Origin of the sequence: Burkholderia sola, from assembly GCF_905400185.1 — a bacterium.
GTDB lineage: Bacteria > Pseudomonadota > Gammaproteobacteria > Burkholderiales > Burkholderiaceae > Burkholderia > Burkholderia sola.
On sequence record NZ_FR989675.1, the window covers coordinates 1,971,793 to 1,997,534 of the forward strand.

Below are 25,742 nucleotides of genomic sequence, written 5' to 3' on the forward strand. Positions count from 1 at the left end.
GGCTCAGGTTGGGCGATGCGCGGCATCGGGATGAAGGCGACCGAGATGATCGAGGATCAGTGTCAGCGTCGTCCACAGCACGCGTTCGGTATCCGTCTGCAAAGTGGGCGTGGCAAGGCCGAGCGTGTCGGCCAGCGCATGCGTGCGGTCGCGATCGAGCAGCGGCGCCAGATTCATCGCCGGCGCGAGCCGCCCGCGCTTCGGGCCGTGCACGAGACGCTCCGGCAGGTTCAGGCGCGCGCCGAGATCGCGCAGGCACTGCTTGTCCGGGTCGGGCGCGATGCTCGTCAGATGCGCGACGACGGCGGCGTCGACGAACGGCGGATGCAGATCGACCGACGCGGCGTCGAACAACGCATGGCACAGCGGCAGATAGTTGGCCGACCGGTCGCGGCGCAACACCTGGTCCGCGCCGTCGCCGGTAATCGCCACCTCGACGCCGTCCGCCGCCATCGCGTCGGCCAGCAGCAGCTTCGCGACCGGATGCAGGTTGAACATCGGCTCCTCGACCGCGCGGGTCGTCCTCGGCAGCGCCGCGATGAAATCGGCCTCGTTCGCGCGCACGATCTTCACGTTCGCCTGCATCTGCGCGGCGAGTTCGAGCGCCGCGTCGCGTTCGCAGTAATCGGGCATGTCGGTCGCGAGGATGTAGGCCGTCACGTGCCGCAGCGCGCCGAGTTCGCGCAGCAACGCGAGCAGCAGCGCCGAATCGAGCCCGCCGCTCAGCGCCAGCGCGACGCGCTTGCCGCTGTCGAGCGCGCGTTGCAGCGACGCGCGCAGCGCGGTGTCGAGATCGGCTGGCTGCGGCCGCTCGGGCGCCGGCTGTACCGTCAACCCTTGTGGCGACCGGATCAGTTGGTGGCCGGGCGGCACCGCGAGCACGTCGCGCAGCACCGTGCGGCCGATGAGGCGCTCGCCGCTCAGGTAGCCAGCGATGGCCGCCGTGTCCGGCGCGCCGGCCGGTTGCCCCGACGCCCGCAATACCGCGCGGATGCCGGACGCCGACACGCCGCTGCGCGGATGGTAGTGCAGACGATCGAAACCGAACGGGTCGCGCGTGCCGACGATCATGGATAACGAGCCTTCAAGGTGTTCACTTCAATGCGTTTCAGGATGCGATGCGGCGCCACCGGCGCGCTGCCGCCCTGGCAATGCAGGCAGGCTTCGAGCGGCGTCTCGCGTTGCAGATAGGCAAGCATCGCGTCGAGCATGCCCGCGTCGTCGCGCAGTGCCAGGCCGTCGGCCTGAAAATCCTTCTCGCCCTTGTACAGCGTGTGGAAGTGCGCGGGACGCGTGCACGTGTAGAACATGCCGTCGCGAATCATATGGCAGCGCTCGCGGATCCAGCAATCGTGATACAGGCGTCGGGCTTCATCGCGATCCGTGCCGGGCCGCGCACGGTTCATCGTTGTGAACACGTTCTGCACCTTCCAGTTCAGCCGCACGTCGAAGCGCGCGGCCTGATGCTCGACATGCGCGATCAGGTCGGCGGAAAGCGCGGGTTTCGGATAGCGCGAGATCGTCAGCGCATCCACTGCCTGCCAGAACGCGTCGGGCATCTCGCCGAGCTTCAGGCCGTTCGTCGTGACCGAGATCACGGGCGCGATGCCGGTGCCACGCACGCGCTCGACGAGTTCGACGAGCGCCGGATGCAGCAACGGTTCGCCGCCGACCAGCTTGAACATGTGCGGACGCAACACCTTCGCGGCCTTGCGCAGATCGGCTTCGATCGATTCGGGGCTCGCGTACCACTCGGGCAGCAGCGGCGACAGCGAGCAGCATTCCGCACAGGTCAGGTTGCAGTGATCGACGATATGTGCTTCCAGCGAACGGGTCTGGACGCGCCCGTCCTCGACGCGGTAATCGCGATCCAGCGGCGGCGGAAACACATGCTGCCGCTCGCCGGCGCGCAGCGGATTCGGGGTCTCGTTCGGATTCGCACTCACATCAGCTTCCTGCTTCCACGCAACGGGAAAAGAAATCGATCAGACGGTCGCGCGCGTCCACCATCGCGGACGCCATCGTCATCGCGCCGTTCAGGTGCGACGCGAAGCGCGACGGATCGTCGAGCCAGCCTTGTACGATCCACAGCTTGAGCGCGTGCTGCACGCATGCGGCATCGACCGCCCACGCGATGTACGCCGGGTTTGCCGGCCGCACGCGCAGGTACGCACGCACGAACGCTTGCGCGAGGTGCGGTGCCTCCAGCGGCAAATGATTCAGGCAGCGCACCAGTTCGTATTCGCGCGGCGCGCCGATCGACGCTTCCCAGTCGACGATCAACGGCGGCAGCGTGCCCGTGAACAGATAGTTGAACTGGTTGTAGTCGTTGTGGATCGGGTGCTGCGGATCATCGGCCGGGAACGCATCGACGCTGCCCGGATAGTAGCGGTCGAGCATGCGTAGCGCGAGATCGACGTAGCGGCGCAGGTTCGTGGCGTCGGCGGCGTTCGCATCGGCTCGATCGAGCGCGTCCAGCAGGCTGCGGCGCACCGCATCCGCGTCGATCGCGGTCAGCCGCGCGCGGATCGTATCGAGCGACGGCAGAGGCAATTGTTCGAGACTCAGGTGCAACGCGGCCAGGCTCGCGCCGAGCACATCCCATTCGGCTGGCGAAAACGTATCGTAGGTTTTGAATTGCCCGGCTTCCCAGCGCGTCAGCATCGCATGGGAATGTTGTCCTGACCAAAGCGATTCGCCGGACGTCGTGCGCTTCAGCGTCTGCACGTGGAAGCGAGTATCGCCGTGCGTTTCGAGATGCGCGAGGACGGCGGTTTCCTTGAGTGCGCGCGCATGGTGTTCGGGCGCATAGCGTTTGACCGCCACGCCCGCGCCGCTGCTGGTCGGCAGATGCCACACCCGCTCGCTGACCTGCGTCGGCGGCCCGCCGCGACCGAGCCCATAGGCATCGCGAATCTCGTCGAAGGTGACGGCGAGCGAATCCATTCAGATGTGCTCGGCCGGCCCGTGCCGATACGGATGACCGGTCAGGAACGTGTTGTGTCCGACGTAGCGCAGCTTGTACATCGCCGGCCGGAACAACACCGACGGATCGTTGTTCGCGATGCCGAGCAGCGGGTACAGGTCGTGTCGCACGAAGAACGCGTTGTTGCCCATGTCGTCGCAGCAGACGAGTTCATAGCCTTTCTGGCGGCCGAGGTGCACGAGCGATTCGAGGCTCGCGCCGTAATAGGTCGAGCCGTCCCATTCGTGGTCCGGATTGAAGCACATGACCCAGCGCTCGGGCGGCGTGTAGTACGGGTTGTATTCGATCACGACGATGCGCGGCTGGAACGCTTGCAGGCCGCGCCACACCCAGTAATCGTTGCCGTCGATGTCGATCGACAGCAGATCGAAGTCGGTCGGTACGTTCGCATCGGCGAGCAGTTGATCGACCGTATCGGGCTGCACGCGATCGTGGTGCAGGCGGACGCGCTCCGCGCCCGCGTAGTGGGCGGCAAGCTTGCCGAACCGGTATGCGCTGCCTTCCACGAGTACGCCGGCCCAATCCTGTTCGCGCAGCAACCGCGCGGTGTTGCTGTTGCGCAGGCCGTCGCTTGCGCCGATATCGACGCAGAAGCGGTTGGTCGGTGTGAGGCGCTCCATCAGGCGCGACAGGATGCCCTCCTCGGCGCCCTGCGCGTACAGGCTGGGCGCAAGGCCGGACAGGTCGAGCGGGAGAGGATGGTCCTGCATCGAGGGCGGCTCCGGGGTGAAATGGGGAATGATGGGGGCGTTGGGTGGGTAATTTACCTGAAGTCGATTACGCGGAGGAAACTGGAAAGCGCCGCGTGGCGGGGTTTGGCCGCGGGGAAATGAAAAAGCCCGCATCGACATTGCTGTCGATGCGGGCCTGTAGCGCTTCTGGCGGCTCGCTCCGTGTGGTGATGCTTAAGCTCGACTCACGACCGGAGGAAACCTCAGGACACTTACTCCTGCCCCTGACTCGTCAGGAACTCCTCGTAATTCCCGCCGAAGTCGAACAGCGTGCCATCCGTCTTCACTTCGATGATCCGGTTCGCCAGCCCGCTCACGAACTCACGGTCGTGCGACACGAAAATCAGCGTGCCTTCGAACTGCTCGAGCGCGATCTGCAGCGACTCGATCGACTCCATGTCCATGTGGTTGGTCGGCTCGTCCATCAGCAGCACGTTGTGGCGGCCGAGCATCAGCTTGCCCCAGATCATGCGGCCCTTCTCGCCGCCCGACAGCACCTTCACCGACTTCCTGATGTCGTCCGACGAGAACAGCAGGCGGCCCAGCGTGCCGCGCACCATCGTTTCGTCGTCGCCGTCCTTGCGGTACTGGTCGATCCAGTCCATCAGCGTGATGTCGTTCGGGAATTCCTCGTACGTGTCCTGCGGCATGTAGCCGACGTTCGCGTTCTCGGACCACTTCACCGTGCCGTGATCGAGCGGCAGCGCGCCGAGCAGCGAACGCAGCAGCGTCGTCTTGCCCGCGCCGTTCTCGCCGATGATCGCGATGCGCTCGCCCGGCTGCACCGACAGGTTGAAGTTCTGGAAGATCGTGCGCTCGTACTTCTTCGTGATCTCTTCGGCGACCACCGCGACGTTGTGCAGCTTCTTCTCGAACTCGAAACGGATGAACGGATTCTGGCGCGACGACGGCTTGAATTCCTCGATCTTGATCTTGTCGATCTGCTTCGCGCGGCTGGTGGCCTGGCGCGCCTTCGACTTGTTCGCCGAGAAGCGGCGCACGAAGTCCTGCAGTTCGGCCACGCGTTCCTTCGCACGCGTATTCGCCGCGGCCTGGCGCTCGCGCGCCTGTGCCGATGCGAGCATGTAGTCGTCGTAGTTGCCCGGCCAGACCTTCAGCGTGCCGAAGTCCATGTCGGCCATGTGCGTGCATACCGAATTCAGGAAGTGACGATCGTGCGAGATGATGATCATCGTCGAGTTGTACTCGTTGAGCGTCTGCTCGAGCCAACGAATCGAGTTGATGTCGAGGTTGTTGGTCGGTTCGTCGAGCAACAGCACGTCCGGCTTCGAGAACAGCGCCTGCGCGAGCAGCACGCGCAGCTTCCAGCCCGGTGCGACGTCGGCCATCGTGCCGTTGTGGAACTTCTCCTCGATGCCGATGCCGAGCAGCAGCGCACCCGCGCGTGCTTCGGCGTCGTAGCCGCCGTATTCGGCGAACTTGCCTTCGAGCTCGGCCGCGTGCATGTAGTCGTCGTCGGTGGCGTCCGGGTTCGCGTAGATCGCGTCGCGCTCGGTCATCGCGGCCCACATCTCGGTATGGCCCATCATCACGACGTCGAGCACGCGCACGTCTTCGTACGCGAACTGGTCCTGGCGCAGCTTGCCGAGGCGGACGTTCGGCTCCAGCGCGACGTTGCCGGCGCTCGGCTCGAGGTCGCCGCCGAGGATCTTCATGAAGGTCGACTTGCCACAGCCGTTCGCGCCGATCAGACCGTAGCGGTTGCCCTCGCCGAATTTGACCGAGATATTCTCGAACAAGGGCTTCGGCCCGAATTGCATCGTGATGTTGGCAGTAGAAAGCACGGCAGGTCCCGTTAAGAGAGAAATCGACGGAAAACCGTGTATTTTAGCAGGTGTCGGAGAAACTGCCGACCGCCCCGCCCCGGCAGCGTATTCCCGGCCCTCCCGCCGGCCCGTCAACATGACGGCACGCGCGTCACCGCCGTCTCACCGGAATCCCGCATGCTCGCCAGCCAGCTTCGCGAACAACTCGTCGGCGCATGGCGCCTCGTGTCGTACGAAATCCGCCCGCGCGACGGGAGCACCGTCACCTATCCGCTCGGCCGCGACGCGCGCGGCTGGATCCTGTACACGCCCGACGGCTACATGTCCGCGCAACTGATGGCGGCCGGCCGCCCGCCCTACGCGGACGGCGACCTGCAAGGCGGGAGCGTCGAGGAGCGCGCGGCCGCGGCGCACGGCTACATCGCGTATTCAGGCCCCTTTAGCGTCGACGACGACGGCACGTTGACCCATGAAATGGACGTCAGCCTGTATCCGAACTGGATCGGCAACGTCCAGCAGCGTGTCGTGAGCCTGGACGGCGACCGGCTGCAGCTCGGCACCGCCGGACCGGTGCGGATCCGCGGCCGGGAGGTCGACCCGGTGCTCGTCTGGGCACGCGCCCGCCGTTGAGCGCGCTGGCCGCGCAGCACGGCCGGCGCTCAGCCAGGCGCGGCAACGACGCCGAGGCCGCACGGTGGCGCATGCCGCGCCCGTGGCCGCGCGTCACTTGCCGGCCTTCGCCGCCCCCTTCTGCGCCGCCTTGGCCTTCAGCTGCCCGAACAGTTCCGAGCACGGCACGTCGCGATTGTTGCTCGGCGCGATCAGCGGGATCAGCGCCGCGAACGGGTTGAGCAGCCCGAGCCCGACCATCGCACCGGCGCGCAGCGCGAGCGCGCCCGCATCGACGCCGACCTTCGGGTTCTTGAACGTGCCCTTCGCATACAACGGCGAGCGCAGCGAGAAGATCCGGAAGCCCTTCGTGTGCGGATGGATCTTCAGGTCGATCGATTCGTCGCGCAGGTTGATCGGGCCGTCGACGTTGATCAGCGCATCGTCGGTATCGAGCGCGAACACCTTCGGGTCGAGCATGCCGTCGGTCGCCACGAAGTCGATCGCCGCGCAGTTGATGTTGACGTCGCGGTTGCCGAACAGCTTCTCGTAGACCACGTTCGCGACGTTCAACCCCGCGGCCTCCATCAGCAAGCGGCTGATGCGGCCGTTGGTGATCAGCGCCTTCACTTCGCCGGTCGACGTCGCCGCGAGCGCGGCCGGCGAATTGCCCGTTGCCGACAGCGACGCATCGCCGTTGATTTCGCCGAGGGCCGTCTGCATCACCTTCTGCGTCGGGAACAGCTGCTTGAGCTTCAGATGCCGCGCGGCCAGCGTGAAGCGGCCCTTCAGCGGCGTACGGCTGCCGTCGAGATGCGCATTCGTCGCGAGCGTGCCGCCCGCGACGCCGAACTGCAGCGGCTCGAGCGTCAGCACGCCGTCCTGCAGCAGGATATGCGTGTACAGGTCGGTGATCGGCAACTGCGGGCTCTTGATCAGCTTGCGGCCGGTGAACTTCACGTCCGCATCGATCGCGCTCCACCGTTCGGTGCGGAACGCCGCGACCGGCAGCACGCGGTCCGGCGGCTGGCGCGTCGTGTCGCCGCGCTTCTTCTTGCTGGCAGCCGAGTCGGCGCCGATCACCGGCGCGAGGTCGGAGAACTGCAGCAGGTTCGACACGAGCTCACCCGACAGCTTCGGACGCGGCTCGCGCTGCGCCCACGTCAGCGTGCCGTGCAGATCGCTGCCGCCGACGCGCCCGTTGAAGTTCTCGTAGCGGAACGTGCTCGCGTCCTGCTTGATGTTGCCGATGAGGTGCCCCTCGGTCGCATACGGCGGCGTGTCGGGCAGCGTGATCCCGGTGAGCTGGTAGAGATGCGACATCGACGTGCCCTGCAGCCACAGTCGCAGGTCGAGCGCCGCCAGATGCATCGGATCGGTCAGCGTGCCGACGATCGCGAGCCGCGTGTCGCCGGCCTTCACGTCGGCCTGCAGCGGGAACGGCTGCGTCGCGTTCTCGATCGCCAGCACGCCGCCCACCTTGCCGGTGCCGGTGACCGGCACGTTCTTGTAGCGGCCGTCGAACTTCAGGCCGAACGCATAGGTCGGCCCGGACGGCTTCGCGGGCACGGTGGCGCCGGAGGTGGCCGATGCGCCGCTCGCGCCGGATGCCGACGCAACCGTCGATGCGGACGAAGCCGTATTCACCACGGACGCAGGCAGCACACCCGATGCGGACCCGGACGTCGATGCCGCGCTCGGGACCTGCGCCGCCGATGCGCGGGATGCATCCGACGCAGCCTCGGCGTTCGCCTTCGCGCTCAATTGCGCGGCGCCGCGCTTGCCGACGCGCTGGGCGGACGCCGCGCGCGACTTCTGTTCCTGCTCCTTCAGCACGTCGCCGAGCGGGACCGGCTGGCCGAGCGTATCGATCCCGATCGTCAGATCGGCCTGGGTGATCGCATCGCGATAGACGACGGTACCCTTCGCGAACCCGAAGCTGTCGAGCCGCACTTTCCACTTGTTCGGTTGCCCCGATTGCTTGAACTGGAAGGTCCACGTATTGCTGCCGTCCGCGCGCCGTTCGAGATCGACGGCAGGATTGACGACGTCGATCGAAGGGATGACGATTTCATGCGCCAGCAGCGGCAAGAGCGCGAGATCGAAGTGCGCGGCATCGAGCGTGACGAACTTGGGCGCCTGCGCCCAGTCGGGATTGCCGATCTCGAGTTGCGTGGCCGAGAAGCTCGGCCAGGGTATCCATGCACGCCAGCCGGTCTCGCCATCGGGACGGCGCCAGCCGACCTTGATGTCGCCGTTGATCGCAAACGGGCGGCCGAGCGCGGTACTCACGTGTTCGTTGACCCACGGTTTCGCGCGGTTCCAGTCGAACGTGAAAATAAAGATGCCGGCCGCCGCGATGAGCACCGCGACGATACCGACGATCCATGCAGCCGATTTGCCGATGGTTCGGGCTAGCGTCATGGCGGTTCCGTTGTTGTTCTGAAGCGTTGCCGCACGATGCCGGGCCGCTTGCGTGGACGAACGGCGCACGACAACGGCGGCTTTTCAATGGGTATTATGGCGCACGACATGGCGGCCTTTCGGCGCCATTAACGCTTTTTTTCATTTGTGACATGACCTCCCCCACCGGCCTCATCGACGCGCAGCACATCACGCGGCGCGACGCCCGCAGCGGCAAGACGCTGCTCGCTCCGACCGATTTCAGCCTCGCCGCGGGATCGCGAATTGCTATCACCGGACCATCCGGGTCGGGCAAGAGCGTGCTGCTGCGCGCGCTCGCGCTGCTCGATCCGCTCGACGGCGGCCACCTCCTGTGGCGCGGCCGCCGGATCCGGCGCAGCGCGATTCCGCGCTATCGGCGCAGCATCGCCTATGTCCGCCAGCGCCCCGCGCAGATGGACGGCACCGTCGAATCGCAGTTGCGCTACCCGTACTCGCTCGCGATCTATCGCGACGTCGCGTTCGATCGCGCCCGCGCAGAAGCGCTCGCCGCGCAGGCCGGCCGCGGCCCCGATTTTCTCGACCAGCGCGCAAGCGACCTGTCCGGCGGCGAAGCGCAGATCACCGCGCTGCTGCGCGTGCTCCAGCTCGATCCCGACGTGCTGCTGCTCGACGAGCCGACCTCCGCGCTCGATCCCGAATCGGCGCGCGCCATCGAAGCGCTCGTCGGCGCGTGGTTCGACGCGGCGCCCGACGCCCGCGCGTACATGTGGATCTCGCACGATCCGGCCCAGGCCGCGCGGATCGGCACGATGCGGCTCGTGATGCAGGCGGGCGTGCTGCACGCGGCCGACCCGACGGAGGCCGCGCAATGAGCCCGACCTTGCAGGACTTGAGCCTCGTCGACGTCGGCATCGCGGCCGCGCTCGTCGCCGTCAACGGCGCGATCTCGGCGGCGCTGTCGCTTGGCCTCGGCCGCAAGCTCGCGCTCGCGGCGGTACGCACCGTCGTGCAATTGCTCGCGATCGGCTACGTGCTCGGCTGGGTGTTCGGCCATCCGCACTGGTACGTCGTGCTGCCGCTCACCGCGCTGATGACGCTGATCGCCGGGTTCGCCGGCGCGGGGCGCGGCAAGCGCACATACCGCGGCCAGCGGATCGACAGCATCGCGTCGATCTGGTTCAGCAGCTGGTTCGTCGCGGCGGTCGGGCTGTTCGTCGTGATCCGCATCCATCCGTGGTTCGCGCCGCAATACGCGATCCCGATTCTCGGGATGATTCTCGGCAATACGCTGACGGGCGTGTCGCTCGGCGTCGAGCGGATGATGGAAGAACTCACCGCGCGCCGCGATCGCGTCGAGACCGCGCTCGCGCTGGGCGCGACGCGCTGGGAAGCCGCGCAGCACGCCGCGCGCCAGGCCGTGCGCGCCGGCATGCTGCCGACGCTGAACCAGATGGCGGTGGTCGGCGTCGTGAGCCTGCCGGGGATGATGACGGGCCAGGTGCTGGCCGGCCAGTCGCCGCTGCAGGCCGTGCGCTACCAGATCGTGATCATGTTCCTGATTGCCGCGGCGTCCGCGCTCGGCACCGTCGGCGCGGTGCTGATGACCTATCGCCGGCTGTTCTCGGCCGATCACCGCTTTCTCGCGTCGCGGCTCGAAGAGCGAACGCACTGACGCGCGGCGGCGGCACATCGTGCGATCGGCGCGATCAGTGCGCGCCGCGTCGCTTGCCGATTGCCTGCCGAAGGGCGGCCGCGATATCCGCGTCGGGCGCGAGCCCGTCGACCGATGCGACGAGCCGCACCGCACGCGGCGTCGTCACATACGCCTGCGCGCCGACGTAGCCGCCGCTGCCGGCCGAGCGCGAGGTCACGACGAGCGCCTGCGGCGCGCGTGCGCCGAGGTCGGCCGTGTACGCATCGGCGACCGTGCCGTCGCGCGCGTGCAACGTGCCGGTCACGTAATCGTCGGTATCGAAGCCCGGGGCGGCATGCGCGGTCGAATACACGCGCACCGCGTAGCTGCCGGTCGAGCACGCTTCGAGTGCGCCGCTGGATACCACCGCCACCTGCTGTCGCGACGGCAGCTCTACCTTCTTCACGAAACTGCACTCGTCGGCCGCATGAGCGTGCGCGGCGACGAACGCAATGGCGGACAGCAGCGCACGCATTCGAAGTTTCATCGTGGTGTCGTGACGGAAAGGAAAGAATGCGGGCGAGCATAACGTGACATCCGCATGACGTCACGCATCGCCGTTGCACGGTCGGCGCGCCGTACCGCGAAGCAGGTTGAGGAAACGCATGGCAACGGCGACGCGGCGCGATCTGCTCGCGTGCCGCCCTGCTCGTTCCGCCAATCGAACCGGTTGCGCGCGCACCGGACGAAACGCCGGCCCACGCGCGCCGCTCAATGCTTGATCGACACCGTCACCTTGGTGCCGTCGCTCATCGTCACGGCCTTCGACCCGCCGTTGGTCGGCAGCGACACCCACTTCACCTGGCTCACCGACACGACGTCCGGACACTGCAGCGACTTGCCGCCGGCCGTCACGCTGCGCGTGCCCTTCGGCGCGGCCGCCTGGAAGCTCAACTGCACGTTCGCGACACCCTTCGCGTCGACCGACGGCGCGAGCCGCACCTGGGTCTGCCGCACCATCGCGCCGTTCGCGTCGCGCGGCAGGTTGTCGGCGTTCGGGCAGCCGTCCGGCATCGCGACCGCGCCGCTCGGCGGCACCGACTTCCAGTTGAAATCGTCCGTCTCGCCCGAGCGGATCTTGCGGGTCTCCTGCGTATTGCCGAAGGTCTTCGAGTCGACCTTGACGGTGTATTCGAGTTGCCCCGTCCCGCCGCCCTTCAGGCTGCCCTTGACCGGCGGCGCCGCGAATACGCTCGCGCTGGCGCACACCGCCGCGAACACGACCGACCACGATGCGGCGACCGACAAGCTGCGTTGGCTCATGCTGACCTCCTTGTCATGCGGCGGCACGCGCGTGCCGCGCGGTTTTAGATGCATGATGCGTTGCCAGTCTACCGCCAAGCGCGATGCAATGCGCCGCGAACGCATCGGGTGTTACCCCGCTTGCGTTCGCGGCGCCGTCACCTTATTGGCGCGCGCTGCCGGCTCAGAAGCCGCTCAGCACGAGCTTGCCGATCGCGCGCCCGCCCTCGAGCATCCGGTGCGCGCGCCGCACGTTCTCGGCATTGATCGCGCCGAGCCGTTCGCCGAGCGTCGTACGCAGCGTGCCGCCGTCGACGAGCCGCGCGACCTCGCTCAGGATCTTGTGCTGCTCGATCATGTCCGGCGTCTCGAACATCGCGCGCGTGAACATGAACTCCCAGTGAAACGCGGCGCTCTTCGCCTTCAGCAATTCGACCGGCACCGGCTTCGCGTTCTCGACGATCGTGCAAATGCCGCCCTGCGGCCGGATGACTTCCGCCGCGGCCGGGAAATGATGGTCGGTATCGTTGAAGATCAGCACGTAGTCGACGCTCGGATGCCCGGCCTCGCGCAATTGCGCCGGCAAATCGCCGAAATGGTCGACCACCGCATCCGCGCCGAGCGTGCGCACCCATTCGGCCGATGCCGGCCGCGACGCGGTCGCGATCACGTGCAGCTTGCCGAGCGTCTTCGCGAGCTGGATCGCGATCGAGCCCACGCCGCCCGCGCCGCCGATGATCAACACGGACTTGCCGGCGTCCGCGCCCTGCGGCGACACGCGCAACCGGTCGAACAGCGCTTCCCACGCGGTCAGCGCGGTGAGCGGCAGCGCGGCCGCCGCCGCGAAGTCGAGCGTGCGCGGCTTCAGCGCGGCGATCCGCTCGTCGACCGCGTGGAATTCGCTGTTCGCGCCGGGCCGCGTGATGCTGCCCGCGTAGAACACTTCGTCGCCGGGCCGGAACAGCGTGACGTCGGCGCCGACCGCGACGACCGTGCCGGCCGCATCCCAGCCGAGCACGCGCGGCGTCTCCTCGACCTGCGGCTTCGGCGCACGCACCTTGGTGTCGACCGGGTTCACGGAAATCGCATCGACTCTCACGAGCAGGTCGCGCGGGCCCGGCACGGGCTGCGGCAGTTCGACGTCGAGCAACGCTTGCGGGTCGTCGATCGGCAGATAACGGGTCAATCCAACGGCTTTCATCTCGATACTCCTTTCAGGGGATCCGGCAGGCTGCGGCGCAACCTCCATGCGTGCCATCGTAGGCAACCCGATCATTCGAGAAAACCGCTATATTTCCTGAAACATTTTCAGGAATTTCAGAATAATGTCGTCTGATCCGACGCCTGCTCCCATTCCCGCGCCCGACAAGCCGCTCGACCTGCTCGACGTCGCGCTGTTCGTGCGCGCGGCGCTGCTCGCGAACGTCAGCGCGGCCGGTCGCGAATTCGGCGTGTCGGCCGCGGTCGCGAGCGCGCGCATCGCCCAGCTCGAACGCCAGCTCGGCGCGCGGCTGCTGCACCGCACCACGCGCCGCATCAGCCTCACGCAGGACGGCGAAATCTTCATGGCGCGCGCCGACGCGCTGCTCGCGGCGGCCGACGCCGCGCGCGCGTCGGTCGGCCGCGGCCGCAGCGAGCCGTACGGGCGGCTGAAGGTGTCGATGTCGTCGTCGTTCGGCCGCCAGCACGTCGCGCCGGTGATCCCGGCGTTCCTGCGCCGCTACCCGTCCGTGTCGCTCGATTTGCGCCTGTCCGACGAGATCGTCGATCTGGTCGACGACGGCTACGACGTCGCGATCCGCCTCGGCGCACTGAAGGATTCGACGCTCGTCGCCCGCAAGCTCGCCACCAACCGCCGCGTGCTGTGCTGCTCGCCCGCCTATCTCGCCGAACGCGGCATGCCGCGGCACCCGGCCGATCTGACGCAGCACGAGTGCGTGATCCTCGGCGACCAGCGCGACTGGTCGTTCGCGACGCCGCAGGGCCCGCTCACGGTGCGGGTCGGCGGCCGGCTCGTCGCGAGCAACGGCGAGGCGATCCGCGAAGCGCTCGTCGACGGCTTCGGGATCGCGATCAAATCGACCTGGGACGTCGGCCCGCTGCTCGCGAGCGGCGCGCTCGTCACCGTGCTCGACGACTATCCGTTCGCGGACGACGTCGCGATCTGGGCCGTCTATCCGAGCCGCGCGCACGTGCCGCTGAAAACGCTCGCGTTCATCGCGTTCCTGGCCGAGCATTTCGGCGATCCGCCGTACTGGGATCGCGCAAACGGGTGACCGCCGCCGTACCGCGCCCGGTTTCGCGCCGGCACCGGCCGCCACGCGCGACCAACCGGCTACAATGGCGCGTTCGCGACGCACGGGCCCGCAGCCGCACGGGGCCCGCGCGCGCAGGCGGCCACCCGTGGGCCGCGCACGTCATTCATTCGCTTCCCAACCACTCGTCATGACCCACAATCTCGTCATCCAGAGTCTTGCGCCGCTGTCGGACGCCCATCACAAACCGCTGCTCGCGCTGTCGCGCGGCACCCGCGTCGTGCAGACCGACGATCACGCGCTGCGCATCGAAAACGCGAGCCCGGCGCAACGCCTCGACATCGACGCGTACTGCGGCACGCATGCGCTCGACTTCGGCTTCGTCGAGGCCGGCCGCACGCTCGGCGATTTCGGGCTCGCGGTGATGGACATGGATTCGACGCTGATCACGATCGAATGCATCGACGAGATCGCCGATTTCTGCGGGCTGAAAACGCAGGTCGCGGAGATCACCGAAGCGGCGATGCGCGGCGAGATCCGCGATTTCAACGAAAGCCTCACGCGCCGCGTCGCGCTGCTGGCCGGGCTCGACGCGCACGCACTCGAGCGCGTGTACGAAGAACGGCTGCAACTGTCGCCGGGCGCCGAGACGATGCTGGCCGGCGTGAAGGCCGCCGGCCTGAAGACGCTGCTCGTGTCGGGCGGCTTCACGTTCTTCACCGAGCGGCTGAAAGCCCGCCTCGGCCTCGACTACGCGCATGCGAACACGCTCGAGATCGTCGACGGCAAGCTGACCGGCAAGGTGCTCGGCGAGATCGTCAACGCCGACGTGAAGGCGCGCCTGCTGCGCGACACGTGCGCGTCGCTCGGCCTCGAGCCGAGCCGCGCGATCGCGATGGGCGACGGGTCGAACGACCTGAAGATGATGGCCGAAGCCGGGCTGTCGGTCGCGTTCCACGCGAAGCCCGTCGTGCGCGATGCGGCCACCGTCGCATTCGACCATGTCGGCCTCGACGGGCTGCTGCGCCTGTTCTGATCCCGCGGCACCGTCAATGAAAAACGCCGGCGCGATGCGATATCGCGCCGGCGTTTCGTTTTTCTGCCGGACGTTGCCGGCGCGCAATCAGCCGAGCGTGGCCTGCATCGCCCGCTCGATGTCGGCGCGCAAATCCGCTTCGTCTTCCAGACCCACGTAGAAACGCACCAGCGTGCCGCGATGCGGCCAGTCCGGGCGCATCGACGCGACGTCGTAAGGCATCGCGAGGCTGCACGCGCCGCCCCAGCTCCAGCCGATCGCGAACAGCTCGAGCGACTCGACGAAACGGTCGATCTGCTCCGCGCTGTAGCGTGCGTCGAACACCACCGAGAATAGCCCGCCCGCGCCCGTGAAATCGCGCATGAACGACGCATGCCCCGGGCAGTCGGCGATCTGCGGGTGCAGCACCGTCGCGATCTCCGGCCGCGCCTTCAGCCACTGCGCGAGCGCGAGCGCGCTCTTGCTGTGCGCATCGAAGCGCACCTGCATGCTCGGCAGGCTGCGCAGCACGAGCGAGCAATCGTCGACCGATACGCCGATCCCGCAGCGCATCCGCGCGAGCTTCAGCTTCGCGTGCAGTTCCGCATTCGCGGTGATCGTCGCGCCCATCAGCACGTCGCTGCCGCCCGACTGATACTTGGTCAGCGCCTGCACCGAAATGTCGACGCCATGCGCGAACGGCTTGAACGCGAGCCCCGCCGAAAAGGTGTTGTCGATCGCGGTGACGATGCCGCGCGCCTTCGCGGCGGCCGCGATCGCCTGCACGTCGGGCACCTCCATCGTCACCGAGCCCGGCGCCTCGAGCCAGATCAGTCGCGTGTTCGGCTGGATCAGCTCGGCGATGCCGGCGCCGATCAACGGATCGTAACCGCGCACGGTGATGCCGAAATCGTTCGCGAGCCAGTTGCCGAAATCGGCGTTCGGGCCGTACACGTTATGCGGAATCAGCACGTCGTCGCCCGCTTTCACGATCCCGAAGTAGACGTTCATGATCGCCGCGAGGCCCGACGGTTGCAGCAGCGCATGCGTGCCGCCTTCGATCTCGGCGAGCCGCTGCGCGAGCGCGAGCGACGTCGGCGTCGCGTGCAGCCCGTAGCGCCACTGGTTGTCGTCGTGCCAGACCAGCGCGCGCATCGTCGCGAGATCGGGGAACACGACCGTCGACGCGCGCGCGACCGGCGGCACGAACGAACGGAAGCCTTCCGGAATGACGTCGTCGGGTTGAACGATGCGGGTTTGCAGCGCGCGCTTGGGAGTGGATGCAGTCATGACTGGGGGCCGGGCACGAGGCCGTTCGGTTGCGGAATATGTCGTTAGAGTAGCCAAAATCGGCGCGCTTGGCCCGGTACAATGCGCGCCGCGCGCACCGAGCCAGCACGTGCTCAGTCGTCGGTACGCAGGTTGACGACGCCGCCCACCGTCTCGATTTCCTGCACCCGGCCGTCGCGCACCTGCAGCGCCGCGCGCTTGCCCGGCGCCAGATGCAGCACGACCGGCTGCGGGTCCGATTCGTCCGAGTTCATCCGGTCGGCCTTCAGGTCGCCCGTCGCGTCGAAGCGGCCGATCCACACGCCGGTGATGTTCGTGCCGTCGTTCGACTCTTCGATCTCGAGCGTATCGCCGTCCCGGTCGCCCGCGAGCAGCACGACTTCGCCCGTGTCGGCGAACTGGTATTCGCCGTGCACGCCTTCCTCGTCCGTCTTCGGGCCGAGATGCACGACGATCGGCCGATCGCCGAGCGTGCCTTCGTAGCGCGGCAGGCCGGCGAACTCGGGATTCGGCTTCAGCGGCCGCGCGGGCGCCGGTTCATCCTGCTGCACGGCCGGTGCGACCGCCTGCGCGGCGACCACCGTCGGCATCGCGATGCCCGCTGCCAGCGCACCCGCGACGACGAGCGCCCGTTGCCATTCCGAATATCGACCCACCTTGTGTTACTCCTTGCTTCAGATTCGCCCGACCATCGCGGACCGTGCCGGGCCGCGACCCGGTTCCTGCATGACCACGCAAGCCTGCGCCGCGAATGCGCGGGCAGGCGCGTGTCGCGTCAGCCCTGCATCAGGCGTTCCACCGCGTCGCGATGCGGAATCGGCGCGACCGCACCGTAACCGGTCGTCGACAGCGCCGCCGCCGCGTTCGCATAACGCGCGGCCGCGAACGGATCGTCGCCCGCGACGATCCGCGCGACGAACGCGCCGCCGAAACAGTCGCCCGCGCCGGTCGCGTCGACGGCCTCGACCGCGAAGCCCGGCACGACGCGCCGTTCGTGCGGCGTCGCGACATACGCGCCTTCCTTGCCGAGTTTCAACGCGACGACCTGCGGCCCGTGTTCGAGCATCGCGTCGACGATCGCGTCGCGATCGTTCGCGCCCGTGAGCGCCGTGACGTCGTCCCAGCTCGGCAGGCAGATGTCCGTCTGCCGCAGCGCCTCGCGCATCACCGCACGGGCACGCGGCAGCGGCCACAGCTTCAGGCGCAGGTTCGTGTCGAAGCTGACCTTCGCGCCGCTGCGACGCGCATGGTCGATCGCCGCGAACGCCGCGTCGCACGCGGCCGTGCTGATCGCGAGACTGATGCCCGACAGGTGCACGGCCTTCGCGGCCGCGAGCGCGTCGAGCGGCAGGTCGGCCGTCGCGTAGCGGCTCGCCGCCGACCCCGCGCGCAGATAGTCGAACTGATGGCCGTCGGCGCCGTGCGTGACGAAATACACGCCGGTCGGTGCCGAGCGGTCGATCCGCACGTACGTCGTGTCGACCTGCTCCGACGCCCACATGTCGGCCAGCAGGCGGCCGAACGGATCGTCGCCGATCGCCGACACGAAGCCCGTCGATGCGCGCTGGCGCGCCGCCGCGATGCAGAAGTTCGACGTGTCGCCGCCGAAGCCCTGCAGGAATTCAGGACGCCCCGGCTGCGACTGGTTGAATTCGATCATCGCCTCGCCGAGCGCGAGGATCTCCGGGAATGCGGCGGCCATCGCTTACACCTCGCCCCACAGATCGTGGCCGTCGGCGCCCGTGATCTTCACGGACACGAAATCGCCGACCTTGTAGCGCTTCGATGCCTTCGCCGCCGGCTCGACGTAGACGACGCCGTCGATCTCCGGCGCATCGGCTGCCGTACGGCCGATGCCGCCTTCCGCGCTGACTTCGTCGATCAACACCTTGAGCGTCTTGCCGACCTTGCGCTGCATGCGCTTCGCCGACACTTCCTCCGCCACTTCCATGAAACGCGCGCGACGTTCCTCGCGAACCTCGTCCGGCAGCGCGCCATCCAGGTCGTTCGCGGTCGCGCCTTCGACCGGCGAATACGCGAAACAGCCGACGCGATCGAGTTCCGCTTCGCGGATGAAGTCGAGCAGCGTTTCGAACTGTGCTTCCGTCTCGCCGGGGAAGCCGGCGATGAAGGTGCTGCGGATCGTCAGGTCCGGGCAGATCTCGCGCCACTTCTGCACGCGCTCGAGCACCTTCTCGGCGTTCGCCGGCCGCTTCATGCGCTTCAGCACGTCCGGATGCGCGTGCTGGAACGGCACGTCGAGATACGGCAGCACGTGGCCCTTGAACGGGCCTTCGGCCATCAGCGGGATCACCTCGTCGACGCTCGGATACGGATACACGTAGTGCAGGCGCACCCACGCGCCGTACTGCGCGGCGAGTTCGCCGAGCGCGGCGACCAGGTCGGTCATCCGCGTCTTGATCGGCTTGCCGTTCCAGAAGCCGGTGCGGTACTTCACGTCGACGCCGTATGCGCTCGTGTCCTGCGAGATCACGAGCAGTTCCTTCACGCCCGACTTGAACAGGTTCTCGGCTTCCAGCATCACTTCGGCGACCGGCCGCGACACGAGGTCGCCGCGCATCGACGGGATGATGCAGAACGTGCAACGGTGGTTGCAGCCTTCGGAGATCTTCAGGTACGCGTAGTGACGCGGCGTGAGCTTGATGCCGGCCGCGGGCACGAGATCGACGAACGGGTCGTGCGGCTTCGGCAGGTGCGAATGCACGGCCTGCATCACCTCGCCCACCGCGTGGGGGCCGGTGACGGCGAGCACCTTCGGGTGGACTTCCTCGATCAGGTTCGAGCCGCTCGCACTCGACTTCGCGCCGAGGCAGCCGGTGACGATCACCTTGCCGTTCTCGGTCAGCGCTTCGCCGATCGCGTCGAGGCTTTCCTGCACGGCTTCGTCGATGAAGCCGCAGGTGTTCACGACGACGAGGTCGGCGCCGTCGTAGCTGCCGGAGATTTCATAACCTTCGGCGCGCAGTTGCGTGATGATTTGTTCGGAATCGACGAGCGCCTTCGGGCACCCGAGGGATACGAACCCTACTTTGGGGGATTGGGACATCTGGAATGGGGGGCGTGGCAGCAAAAGCGTGAGTTTACAGCGATTTAGGGTCCAGCGAGCCAAAATGAGCGGTTGGCGGCAGCACCCATCGGCAGTTCGAGCACGCTGCCCGCTGGGGGCCGACAACGAGATGGAGTTTTATATGACCCTATCACTTCGGGGAATCGGACACGAAGAGCAAGCGCGTGAAGGCGGCGATCCGCCGGCAGTGCCAGAGCTGGATCGCGGGGACGTGGCGCGCGCCGATCCGCGTCAGAGGAGATCCGCATGGGGTAGAGCCGACAGTGGCGTCGGTCGCGCGCGCGAAATCCAGCCTGGGCCTTTCGCGAAGCTGCTCGGCGTGGGGTTGCGCACGTTCCGGCAGTACGAGCAGGGAGACCGCAACCTAACCGAACCTTCAGCGGTTTGATGTCTATGGGTGTCGGTGCAGTCGTCAGGGCATGGCTCCGCGCGAAATCGACAAGATCTTTCGTGCGCGGCTGCTCCGCTCGCGTCAGGCCCCGCGTCAGGGCTCAACCCTGATCAGCGGGGTTGTAACTCCAGATCACGAGTCCCCAATTCGTCGACTTGATGTCGGGAAATTTCTCCCCCTCCTTAAAATAGCGCCGCCCCTGTTCACTCCCGAGTGCCGGGCTAGTCCACCATCCACTCTGCGGTACCACGTCGCCGGGCCGGCCCTTCAGTCTCGACGAGGCGACCTTCTGGGCAGGCTCGCTCGAACCGATCACAACGGGACACCATTCGATGGCGCGCCCATTCTCCGCACTGCCCGCGGCAACCGCACGGCGGGCTTCCGGTATATCGTCGAACCGAGTCCGGTAGGTCGTCTCACCCTGCAGCACGTCACCGAATGTGCCACCAAGAAAGCGCACACCCGTCAGGTCCGCGCCCCTGAAGTCAACACCGCTCAGATCGCAATTCTCGAACGTGGCATCGATCAGCCGTGCGCCATCGAGCCGGGTTGCCGTCAGTCTGCACTCGACGAAACGGGCCGCCACGAAAGCGCATCGCGTCGTCGTGTTCCAGCGCCATTCGCTCTGCTCAGCGAGCATGCCGGAAAAATTGCATTCGATGAGCTCCGAAAAATTCAAACTGCTGTCGGACAGCGTCACGCCGGAGAGATCGCTATTGCTCAACTTGGCATACTCGATGAACGATTGCCGGAATCGAGCATGGCGAAAATCAGCACCGTTTCCGTAGACAGGCAGCATCTGTGCCAAATGAAACCCGCATTCCTTGAAAGAGACACCGTCCAGGATCGCGTGTTGAAACCCTACTTCCTCGAACTGCGAGGCATCGAACACAGCAAAGCCGAGATGGCTGTAGCTCAGGTCCAGGTTCTCGAGTTTGCCGCCCGGCAACGGCGCCCCGCGCAGGTCGATCGTCGGCGAGCCATCCAGCATATGTGGCAGGGAGTCGCACAAAGGCACCCATTCATCCTCTGGCAACGCTTCCTTGATTGCGTCGAGCAGTTCTTTGTACTTCCCGATTTTCCATCGATCGCGCAATTCCCGCACGTCGGTGTCGTTCGTCAACATGCAATTTCTCCGGGCAAATATGTGATTACCGTGGCAGTTTACGCGCCATCAATCTTCCGCTTCGGCTCATCACCACTTCATACACCGCCTCCACCTGTTCCGGCTTGACTCTTCCCGGCACTGCAATTTCCACCTCGCCGTGCACGGCGTTACCGCCGAAACTGCCGTCGGGCTTACGCACCCGCCCCTCGAGTACGGCATTCACGTCGTAGCCCTTCACGTTCTTCAGTTCGATCACAAATCCGCCTTCGTCGGCCCACAAGATCGCGCCGGCCTGACCGTCGGGCGTCATCATCATGACCGTTGTGCCGCGAAACGCGCGATCGTGTGCGCCGCCGGCGTGTTCAACCAGATCGATATTGTTGCCTCGTCCCGGCAGACCTTCCGTATATATCTTTGCCGCGACCTCCTTGGCCGACAGCTGCGTATCGACGCCGAGCGTGGCTCGGTCGGCCCCGTGATACAACTTGTCGTAAAGCAGAGGCTTGATCTTGACACCGTTTACCACTGCATACTGCTCACCCGGCGTATGCACCTCCTCGATCTTCACATTCGGCTGACCAGTCGGCGGCGGCGGCACGTTCGGCTTCTCTTTGCGGGCCGGCGCGGAACCCGTCCTCGCGCTTCCATTGGTGCCGTCGGCACCGTGCGCCGCCGGATCACGAAGCGTCGCCCCTGGCGTGTCGTGGATCTCCTGCTTGGGCGGCGCGACGGCTTGTGGCTTCGTCGCTGTCACCCCTGCGGAGACCACGTGGCCGTCCTTTGGTGCCTCCTGCGCCAGCAACCGGTCGAGGCGCTGCTGCAACTCTGCCACGGCCCTCGGAATCTGCTGGATGCCTTCCTGCTGTACCGCGTAGAACCGCTGTTCCCACGTCGACAGCTTCTGGACCAGATTCTGGACCGACTCGAAATGATCCGCGATCTTGACATGAAACACTCGGGCTTCCAGAAGCTTGCCGCGTACTTCCTGCACGATGCCGATCAGCTTGCCCGTAGTCTGCTGAAGAATTTCGAGCAGCGACTTTTCATAGTTGGCAAACTTCACTCCCTTCAGAAACTCAAGAATGTTGCCTTTGATGAATTTGTTGAGAAAGCGGATCATTTCGGCTAGCTTTCCCGACTTCTCGATCAGCATCAGCATCACGGCGCGCAGCGCAGCCGCGAGTTCGTCACCCATGACGCCGGTGACCACCGCGCCGACGCCCGCGGCGACCGCACCGGCGGCGGCCATCACCAGCGGCAAGGCCAGGGCGATTAAGCACGCGCACAGCAGAATCCACTCGGACACTTCCTTGCGCCGCTCAGGGTGCGTGGAAAGACGGACTATGATGGCGACCGCATCGCGCGCGCTCGTGACGATAATGACGCCCGGCACGAAGTTCGCGAGCATTTCGGCAACGATCACGGAGAACGGTCGGTCTGGAACGAACTCGCCCAGCAGGAAATCCTTCAGCCAGTTGAAGGTGGCCGCCGCGTCGCCGAGCACTTCCTTCCAGATTGCGTCCAACAGGCCGCTGCTTGACGATTCGCTCATACTGTCCCGCTCCGATCAGGATCGTTGGAATTGCCTGCGTCGGCCACAGGCTTGGCCGTAACCTTTATCGACTGAAACAGACTCCAGTCGGAATCAGTCTTGATACCGACCTCCGACTTGGGTGGACTCTTGTCCGTCAGGTATTGGACTTTCGCGCTGGTGCCGGCAGGTACGCCACTGATCTTCGCGTAACCATCCGCATCCAGTACGCCGTGTTTGACAGAGCCGTCACTGAGCGTCGTTTTGTATTCCACGCCGGGACTGGGGCGCCCGTAGGGATCGACCAGACGGAATTCCAAGTCGGTCGGGGCCGCTACGCCCTGGGGCAAGTGCGGCATGACGAAATTTGTGCTCGCTGGCCCCGCGAACGTATGTGACGCGCCCTTGATATCGATTTTTCCGGGAGCATGAACTTCGACATTTCCATCTTTGATCAGGATGTAGGCGCCACCGCTCGTCAGCAGAATTCCTTGGTCGGCCGCGATCTCGATCCGGTCCGTCGCCGATACAACCTTCACTGCTTTCTGCGCGGTCACCTCGATGTTGTCCGACTGCGCCTGGATCTCGACCTTGCCCTTGCCCGCAAACAGTTTTATTCCCGCGTTCTGCACGAAGAGGCTCAGTTTTTGCCCGACGCTCGCCAGTAGCGATTTGCCTATGGCGATGTGGGTACTCTGCCCGCTAACCAAGTTGACATGCTGGTCCGCACTCACGTGAACGGATTGATGTGTCGAGAGGCCGATGCTGGCCGGGCTGCCGAACAACATCACCGACTCTTTGAATGCACTCGCCGAGCCAGTGCCACCGCCCGCCGTGCGCCCGCCCGACGTTGCGCCCGACACACTGTCCTGAGTCGCATCGGTGAACGCACGCATGGCATCGCGGCCCGGTTTAAGCGATTCCGCCTGGTGCAGTTCGCTGGTGCCCGACAGCGATTCGAGCAGGCTTTCCGCGTTCACAAGTTGCTGCTGCGTCTCACACACGTCGAGCGGCTGGCTCGTCGGCGATTTCGGATGCGTGGTCACGTATAGGCCACGGGTCGCGCGCACCGCACCATACGCGTCCGTGCGCAAGTCGAAGCCACTGCCGAGGTAGGCCCCGCGCGTGTTGCCCTCCTGATCGATTAGGTAACCCAGGTGCAGAATGCTGTTGCTAGAACTGCTCATCAACCGCACACGATTCTGCGAAGTGGCATCGTCCAGCGCCAGTTCGTTGAAACCGCTGCCGGCATACTCCTTCGAGCGGTACCCGGACAGAAGCCCGTTGCTGTGCCACTGCGGCTGGGTCACCCCGTTGTAAACGCGGCCCACGACCAGGGGCCGATCGCAATCACCGCCGACGTGATCGATCAGCACTTCTTCGCCGATCCGTGGGACATGGACACCCCCGTAACCGCCCCCGGTGTCGGACTGAACGACGCGCACCCAGCACGACGCGCTCTCGTCACCCTCGTTCACGCGATCCCAGACGAAGTGAACGCGGATCCGGTTCAACTCGTCGGTGTAAACCTCCTCGCCCGATGGGCCAACGACGACGGCCGTCTCCAGATGCATCTTCGGCTTCTCGTGCTCAAACAGGCTGCGGTACGGCACACTCGCGCGTTGCGCTTCGACCTCGACGAGGTAAAAGCCGACGGAACCGTCGGCATGCGGCACCTGCAACGACGCGTCGCCCGGGTGACTAGCTCGTGCGTCGGCGATATCGTCATGCAGGCTATACGGAAAATTCGACTCAAGAGTGATCGGCAGGTTGTTCTCGATCCACCAGGATGACTTGATCGTCGCGAACTCGCGCTGATCGACAGGATCGGTGTCGTGCACCGGATGGTCTGTCAGCACGAAACGCCGGCCCGCTTCAATTGCACGGAGTCCTCCTATACCGTGAAAGCGCTTCGCGCGCGACTCCCATTCCTCCATCCGAAAGCGAGATTGTGCGTCTCCGCGCTGCTGTTGCAGGTACGTGTATGCACCCGTGTATTCGTAGACTTCGAGTTGGTCCGGGACATTGCCTTGGCTCTCGATTGTCGGCACCGTCGTGCCCTTGGGGTTCGAGGGATCGGACGGGTTCTTGTAGTCGAAGGTTCGAGTAGTAAGGGTGACGCTTTGGAGCGTGCGCGTACCGGCCCACTGCGTGAGCGCGTCGACCTCGGTCTTTGCGCCCCCGCGGTAAAACGAAATGCTCTTGGGCGACAGGTCCGGAAACGTATCCGGTCTATCGGTGATCACCAAGGTGTGCGATTTTCGGGCCTGTCAGGAATTTCGTGTTTAAGGCATAACATGCTCTCAAGGAGAGTGTATGCCTCGCAAATCGAAAGCCCAGCCGGTGGATCTGCCGGCGATTCCGGTCGAACTGCTTGAGCAGTTTGGCAACGGTCCGATGACCGCCGAAGCCATCAATGCCGCGACGCTGGCGCTCAAGAAGGCGCTGATCGAGCGAGCGCTGAGCGGTGAGATGAGTCATCATCTCGGCTACCCTGCCGGTGCGGCCAAGCCGGCCAACGCCACAAATCAGCGCAACGGCCGAGGTGCCAAGACTGTCCTGACCGAAGACGGCCCGATTCGCATCGAGGTGCCTCGCGACCGCGACGGCAGCTTCGAACCCATCCTGATACCCAAGCACGAACGGCGCTTCACCGGCTTCGACGACAAGATCGTTGCCATGTATGCCCGGGGCATGACCGTGCGCGAGATTCAGGGCTTCCTGCTGGAGCAATACGGCACGGAGGTCTCGCCCGACTTCATCAGTTCCGTGACCGACGAGGTCATGGCCGAAGTGACTGCCTGGCAGGGCCGACCGCTTGAGCCGATGTATCCGGTCGTGTTCTTCGACGCCCTTCGGGTTAAGATTCGCGAAGACGCCGTCGTGCGCAACAAGGCGGTGTACCTGGCGCTGGGCGTGCTGCCCGACGGCACCCGTGACATTCTGGGCCTCTGGATCGAGAACACCGAGGGGGCCAAGTTCTGGATGAAGGTGTTCAATGACCTGAAGACGCGCGGCGTTCACGACATCCTGATCGCTGTCACCGATGGTCTCAAGGGTATGCCCGAGGCCTTGGCGGTGGTGTTTCCGGCGACCACACTGCAAACTTGTATCGTCCATCTGATCCGCAACAGCCTCGATTACGCCAGTTGGAAAGACCGCCGAGGGTTGGCCGCCGCGATCAAACCGATCTACGCCGCGCCCAGCGCGGAAGCGGCCCAGGCCGAACTCGATGCGTTTGCCGATGGTCCGTGGGGTCAGAAATTCCCAACCGTCAGTAGCGCGTGGCGCAACGCCTGGGATCGCGTGATCCCGTTCTTTGCCTTTCCGCCAGGCGTGCGCAAGATCATCTACACGACAAACGCGATTGAAAATATCAACTCGCAGTTGCGCAAGATCATCAAGACCCGCGGGCACTTCCCGACCGACGAGGCAGCCACCAAACTCATCTGGCTGGCCCTGCGCAACATCACGGCGAATTGGGGTAGTGCAGCTCATGACTGGAAGACCGCCATGAACCAATTCGCTATCCTTTACGCAGATCGATTCGTCCGGCCTTCCGTGTAATTACTCAACCCGCCTTGAACACGGAAATCCTGACACCCCCCGA

The 25,742-nt window shown here is 65.8% G+C and carries 21 protein-coding genes and 1 pseudogene; 6 read left to right on the top strand and 16 right to left on the bottom strand.

Going from position 1 to position 25,742, the window contains the following annotated elements:
• Positions 1-3: 3 nt before the first annotated feature.
• The 5 genes from KR541_RS09020 to KR541_RS09040 form a co-directional block, all read right to left on the bottom strand.
• Positions 4-1,071: an asparagine synthase-related protein gene (locus KR541_RS09020; protein ID WP_124652699.1), complete on the bottom strand. Its 1,068-nt coding sequence runs from the start codon at positions 1,069-1,071 to the stop codon at positions 4-6.
• Positions 1,068-1,946, bottom strand: a complete 879-nt coding sequence (locus KR541_RS09025; protein WP_050015528.1) for a GTP 3',8-cyclase MoaA family protein — start codon at positions 1,944-1,946, stop codon at positions 1,068-1,070. The genes KR541_RS09020 and KR541_RS09025 overlap by 4 nt, the downstream gene beginning before the upstream one ends.
• A 1-nt stretch (position 1,947) precedes the next feature.
• Complete coding sequence (locus KR541_RS09030) at positions 1,948-2,946, bottom strand: phosphotransferase enzyme family protein (RefSeq protein ID WP_050015529.1); 999 nt, start codon at positions 2,944-2,946, stop codon at positions 1,948-1,950.
• A complete protein-coding gene (locus KR541_RS09035; protein ID WP_050015530.1) occupies positions 2,947-3,696 on the bottom strand; it encodes an FkbM family methyltransferase in 750 nt (249 codons plus the stop codon).
• Between the two features lie 233 nt (positions 3,697-3,929).
• Positions 3,930-5,522 carry an ABC-F family ATPase gene (locus tag KR541_RS09040; RefSeq protein WP_050015532.1) on the bottom strand — a complete coding sequence of 531 codons (1,593 nt, stop codon included), beginning with the start codon at positions 5,520-5,522 and terminating at the stop codon, positions 3,930-3,932.
• Positions 5,523-5,681: 159 nt separating this feature from the next.
• Here KR541_RS09040 and KR541_RS09045 point away from each other — a divergent pair, with 159 nt between their 5' ends.
• Positions 5,682-6,134, top strand: a complete 453-nt coding sequence (locus KR541_RS09045) for a lipocalin-like domain-containing protein (protein ID WP_050015533.1) — start codon at positions 5,682-5,684, stop codon at positions 6,132-6,134.
• A 93-nt stretch (positions 6,135-6,227) separates the two neighbouring features.
• Here the strand turns inward: KR541_RS09045 and KR541_RS09050 are convergent, their stop codons facing one another.
• Entirely contained in the window at positions 6,228-8,537 is a 2,310-nt protein-coding gene (locus KR541_RS09050; RefSeq protein WP_050015535.1) for an AsmA family protein, read from the bottom strand.
• Between the two features lie 152 nt (positions 8,538-8,689).
• On the opposite strand from KR541_RS09050, the gene KR541_RS09055 reads away from it, so the two are divergent.
• Together KR541_RS09055 and KR541_RS09060 are read left to right on the top strand one after the other, a co-directional pair.
• Positions 8,690-9,391, top strand: coding sequence for an ABC transporter ATP-binding protein (locus KR541_RS09055; RefSeq protein ID WP_216089511.1), 702 nt, complete (start codon positions 8,690-8,692; stop codon positions 9,389-9,391).
• The gene (locus KR541_RS09060) at positions 9,388-10,191 is read left to right on the top strand and encodes an ABC transporter permease (protein ID WP_050015539.1); all 804 of its coding nucleotides are present in this window, start codon (positions 9,388-9,390) and stop codon (positions 10,189-10,191) included. The genes KR541_RS09055 and KR541_RS09060 overlap by 4 nt, the downstream gene beginning before the upstream one ends.
• A gap of 34 nt (positions 10,192-10,225) precedes the next feature.
• Here the strand turns inward: KR541_RS09060 and KR541_RS09065 are convergent, their stop codons facing one another.
• The 3 genes from KR541_RS09065 to KR541_RS09075 form a co-directional block, all read right to left on the bottom strand.
• Positions 10,226-10,699: a PliI family lysozyme inhibitor of I-type lysozyme gene (locus KR541_RS09065; RefSeq protein ID WP_050015541.1), complete on the bottom strand. Its 474-nt coding sequence runs from the start codon at positions 10,697-10,699 to the stop codon at positions 10,226-10,228.
• A 224-nt stretch (positions 10,700-10,923) separates the two neighbouring features.
• Positions 10,924-11,475: a DUF6013 family protein gene (locus tag KR541_RS09070; protein ID WP_050015570.1), complete on the bottom strand. Its 552-nt coding sequence runs from the start codon at positions 11,473-11,475 to the stop codon at positions 10,924-10,926.
• A gap of 163 nt (positions 11,476-11,638) precedes the next feature.
• Positions 11,639-12,655, bottom strand: coding sequence for a zinc-binding alcohol dehydrogenase family protein (locus tag KR541_RS09075; RefSeq protein ID WP_050015543.1), 1,017 nt, complete (start codon positions 12,653-12,655; stop codon positions 11,639-11,641).
• Positions 12,656-12,779: 124 nt separating this feature from the next.
• Between KR541_RS09075 and KR541_RS09080 the strand changes: the two genes are divergently transcribed.
• Positions 12,780-13,730 carry a LysR family transcriptional regulator gene (locus KR541_RS09080; RefSeq protein WP_050015545.1) on the top strand — a complete coding sequence of 317 codons (951 nt, stop codon included), beginning with the start codon at positions 12,780-12,782 and terminating at the stop codon, positions 13,728-13,730.
• 169 nt (positions 13,731-13,899) lie between these two features.
• Positions 13,900-14,745: a phosphoserine phosphatase SerB gene (serB, locus tag KR541_RS09085; protein ID WP_050015547.1), complete on the top strand. Its 846-nt coding sequence runs from the start codon at positions 13,900-13,902 to the stop codon at positions 14,743-14,745.
• Positions 14,746-14,832: 87 nt separating this feature from the next.
• Here serB and KR541_RS09090 read toward each other — a convergent pair whose 3' ends face one another.
• From KR541_RS09090 to KR541_RS09120, 7 genes and pseudogenes are all read right to left on the bottom strand, one after another.
• Entirely contained in the window at positions 14,833-16,014 is a 1,182-nt protein-coding gene (locus tag KR541_RS09090) for a cystathionine beta-lyase (RefSeq protein WP_050015549.1), read from the bottom strand.
• A gap of 113 nt (positions 16,015-16,127) precedes the next feature.
• A complete protein-coding gene (locus tag KR541_RS09095) occupies positions 16,128-16,670 on the bottom strand; it encodes a hypothetical protein (RefSeq protein WP_050015551.1) in 543 nt (180 codons plus the stop codon).
• A 119-nt stretch (positions 16,671-16,789) separates the two neighbouring features.
• Positions 16,790-17,716: a sugar kinase gene (locus tag KR541_RS09100; protein ID WP_050015553.1), complete on the bottom strand. Its 927-nt coding sequence runs from the start codon at positions 17,714-17,716 to the stop codon at positions 16,790-16,792.
• 3 nt (positions 17,717-17,719) lie between these two features.
• The gene (gene rimO / locus KR541_RS09105) at positions 17,720-19,081 is read right to left on the bottom strand and encodes a 30S ribosomal protein S12 methylthiotransferase RimO (RefSeq protein ID WP_050015555.1); all 1,362 of its coding nucleotides are present in this window, start codon (positions 19,079-19,081) and stop codon (positions 17,720-17,722) included.
• Positions 19,082-19,593: 512 nt separating this feature from the next.
• Positions 19,594-20,619: a pentapeptide repeat-containing protein gene (locus KR541_RS09110; RefSeq protein WP_050015557.1), complete on the bottom strand. Its 1,026-nt coding sequence runs from the start codon at positions 20,617-20,619 to the stop codon at positions 19,594-19,596.
• Between the two features lie 25 nt (positions 20,620-20,644).
• Positions 20,645-22,153 carry a hypothetical protein gene (locus tag KR541_RS09115; protein WP_216089512.1) on the bottom strand — a complete coding sequence of 503 codons (1,509 nt, stop codon included), beginning with the start codon at positions 22,151-22,153 and terminating at the stop codon, positions 20,645-20,647.
• Positions 22,150-24,393, bottom strand: a pseudogene (locus KR541_RS09120) (DUF2345 domain-containing protein); the annotation flags it as partial. The pseudogene KR541_RS09120 and the gene KR541_RS09115, both read right to left, overlap by 4 nt.
• A gap of 55 nt (positions 24,394-24,448) precedes the next feature.
• Here KR541_RS09120 and KR541_RS09125 point away from each other — a divergent pair.
• Entirely contained in the window at positions 24,449-25,699 is a 1,251-nt protein-coding gene (locus tag KR541_RS09125) for an IS256 family transposase (RefSeq protein ID WP_050014915.1), read from the top strand.
• Positions 25,700-25,742: the final 43 nt, after the last annotated feature.

Bases quoted from the DNA above. Each gene is read 5' to 3' on its own strand.
- KR541_RS09050 (WP_050015535.1), bottom strand. From the start codon at position 8,537: ATGACGCTAGCCCGAACCATCGGCAAATCGGCTGCATGGATCGTCGGT.
- KR541_RS09125 (WP_050014915.1), top strand. From the start codon at position 24,449: ATGCCTCGCAAATCGAAAGCCCAGCCGGTGGATCTGCCGGCGATTCCG.
- KR541_RS09020 (WP_124652699.1), bottom strand. From the start codon at position 1,071: ATGATCGTCGGCACGCGCGACCCGTTCGGTTTCGATCGTCTGCACTAC.
- KR541_RS09100 (WP_050015553.1), bottom strand. From the start codon at position 17,716: ATGGCCGCCGCATTCCCGGAGATCCTCGCGCTCGGCGAGGCGATGATC.
- KR541_RS09060 (WP_050015539.1), top strand. From the start codon at position 9,388: ATGAGCCCGACCTTGCAGGACTTGAGCCTCGTCGACGTCGGCATCGCG.
- KR541_RS09035 (WP_050015530.1), bottom strand. From the start codon at position 3,696: ATGCAGGACCATCCTCTCCCGCTCGACCTGTCCGGCCTTGCGCCCAGC.
- KR541_RS09065 (WP_050015541.1), bottom strand. From the start codon at position 10,699: ATGAAACTTCGAATGCGTGCGCTGCTGTCCGCCATTGCGTTCGTCGCC.
- KR541_RS09080 (WP_050015545.1), top strand. From the start codon at position 12,780: ATGTCGTCTGATCCGACGCCTGCTCCCATTCCCGCGCCCGACAAGCCG.
- KR541_RS09075 (WP_050015543.1), bottom strand. From the start codon at position 12,655: ATGAAAGCCGTTGGATTGACCCGTTATCTGCCGATCGACGACCCGCAA.
- KR541_RS09055 (WP_216089511.1), top strand. From the start codon at position 8,690: ATGACCTCCCCCACCGGCCTCATCGACGCGCAGCACATCACGCGGCGC.
- KR541_RS09045 (WP_050015533.1), top strand. From the start codon at position 5,682: ATGCTCGCCAGCCAGCTTCGCGAACAACTCGTCGGCGCATGGCGCCTC.
- KR541_RS09115 (WP_216089512.1), bottom strand. From the start codon at position 22,153: ATGAGCGAATCGTCAAGCAGCGGCCTGTTGGACGCAATCTGGAAGGAA.
- KR541_RS09070 (WP_050015570.1), bottom strand. From the start codon at position 11,475: ATGAGCCAACGCAGCTTGTCGGTCGCCGCATCGTGGTCGGTCGTGTTC.
- KR541_RS09030 (WP_050015529.1), bottom strand. From the start codon at position 2,946: ATGGATTCGCTCGCCGTCACCTTCGACGAGATTCGCGATGCCTATGGG.
- rimO (WP_050015555.1), bottom strand. From the start codon at position 19,081: ATGTCCCAATCCCCCAAAGTAGGGTTCGTATCCCTCGGGTGCCCGAAG.
- serB (WP_050015547.1), top strand. From the start codon at position 13,900: ATGACCCACAATCTCGTCATCCAGAGTCTTGCGCCGCTGTCGGACGCC.
- KR541_RS09090 (WP_050015549.1), bottom strand. From the start codon at position 16,014: ATGACTGCATCCACTCCCAAGCGCGCGCTGCAAACCCGCATCGTTCAA.
- KR541_RS09110 (WP_050015557.1), bottom strand. From the start codon at position 20,619: ATGTTGACGAACGACACCGACGTGCGGGAATTGCGCGATCGATGGAAA.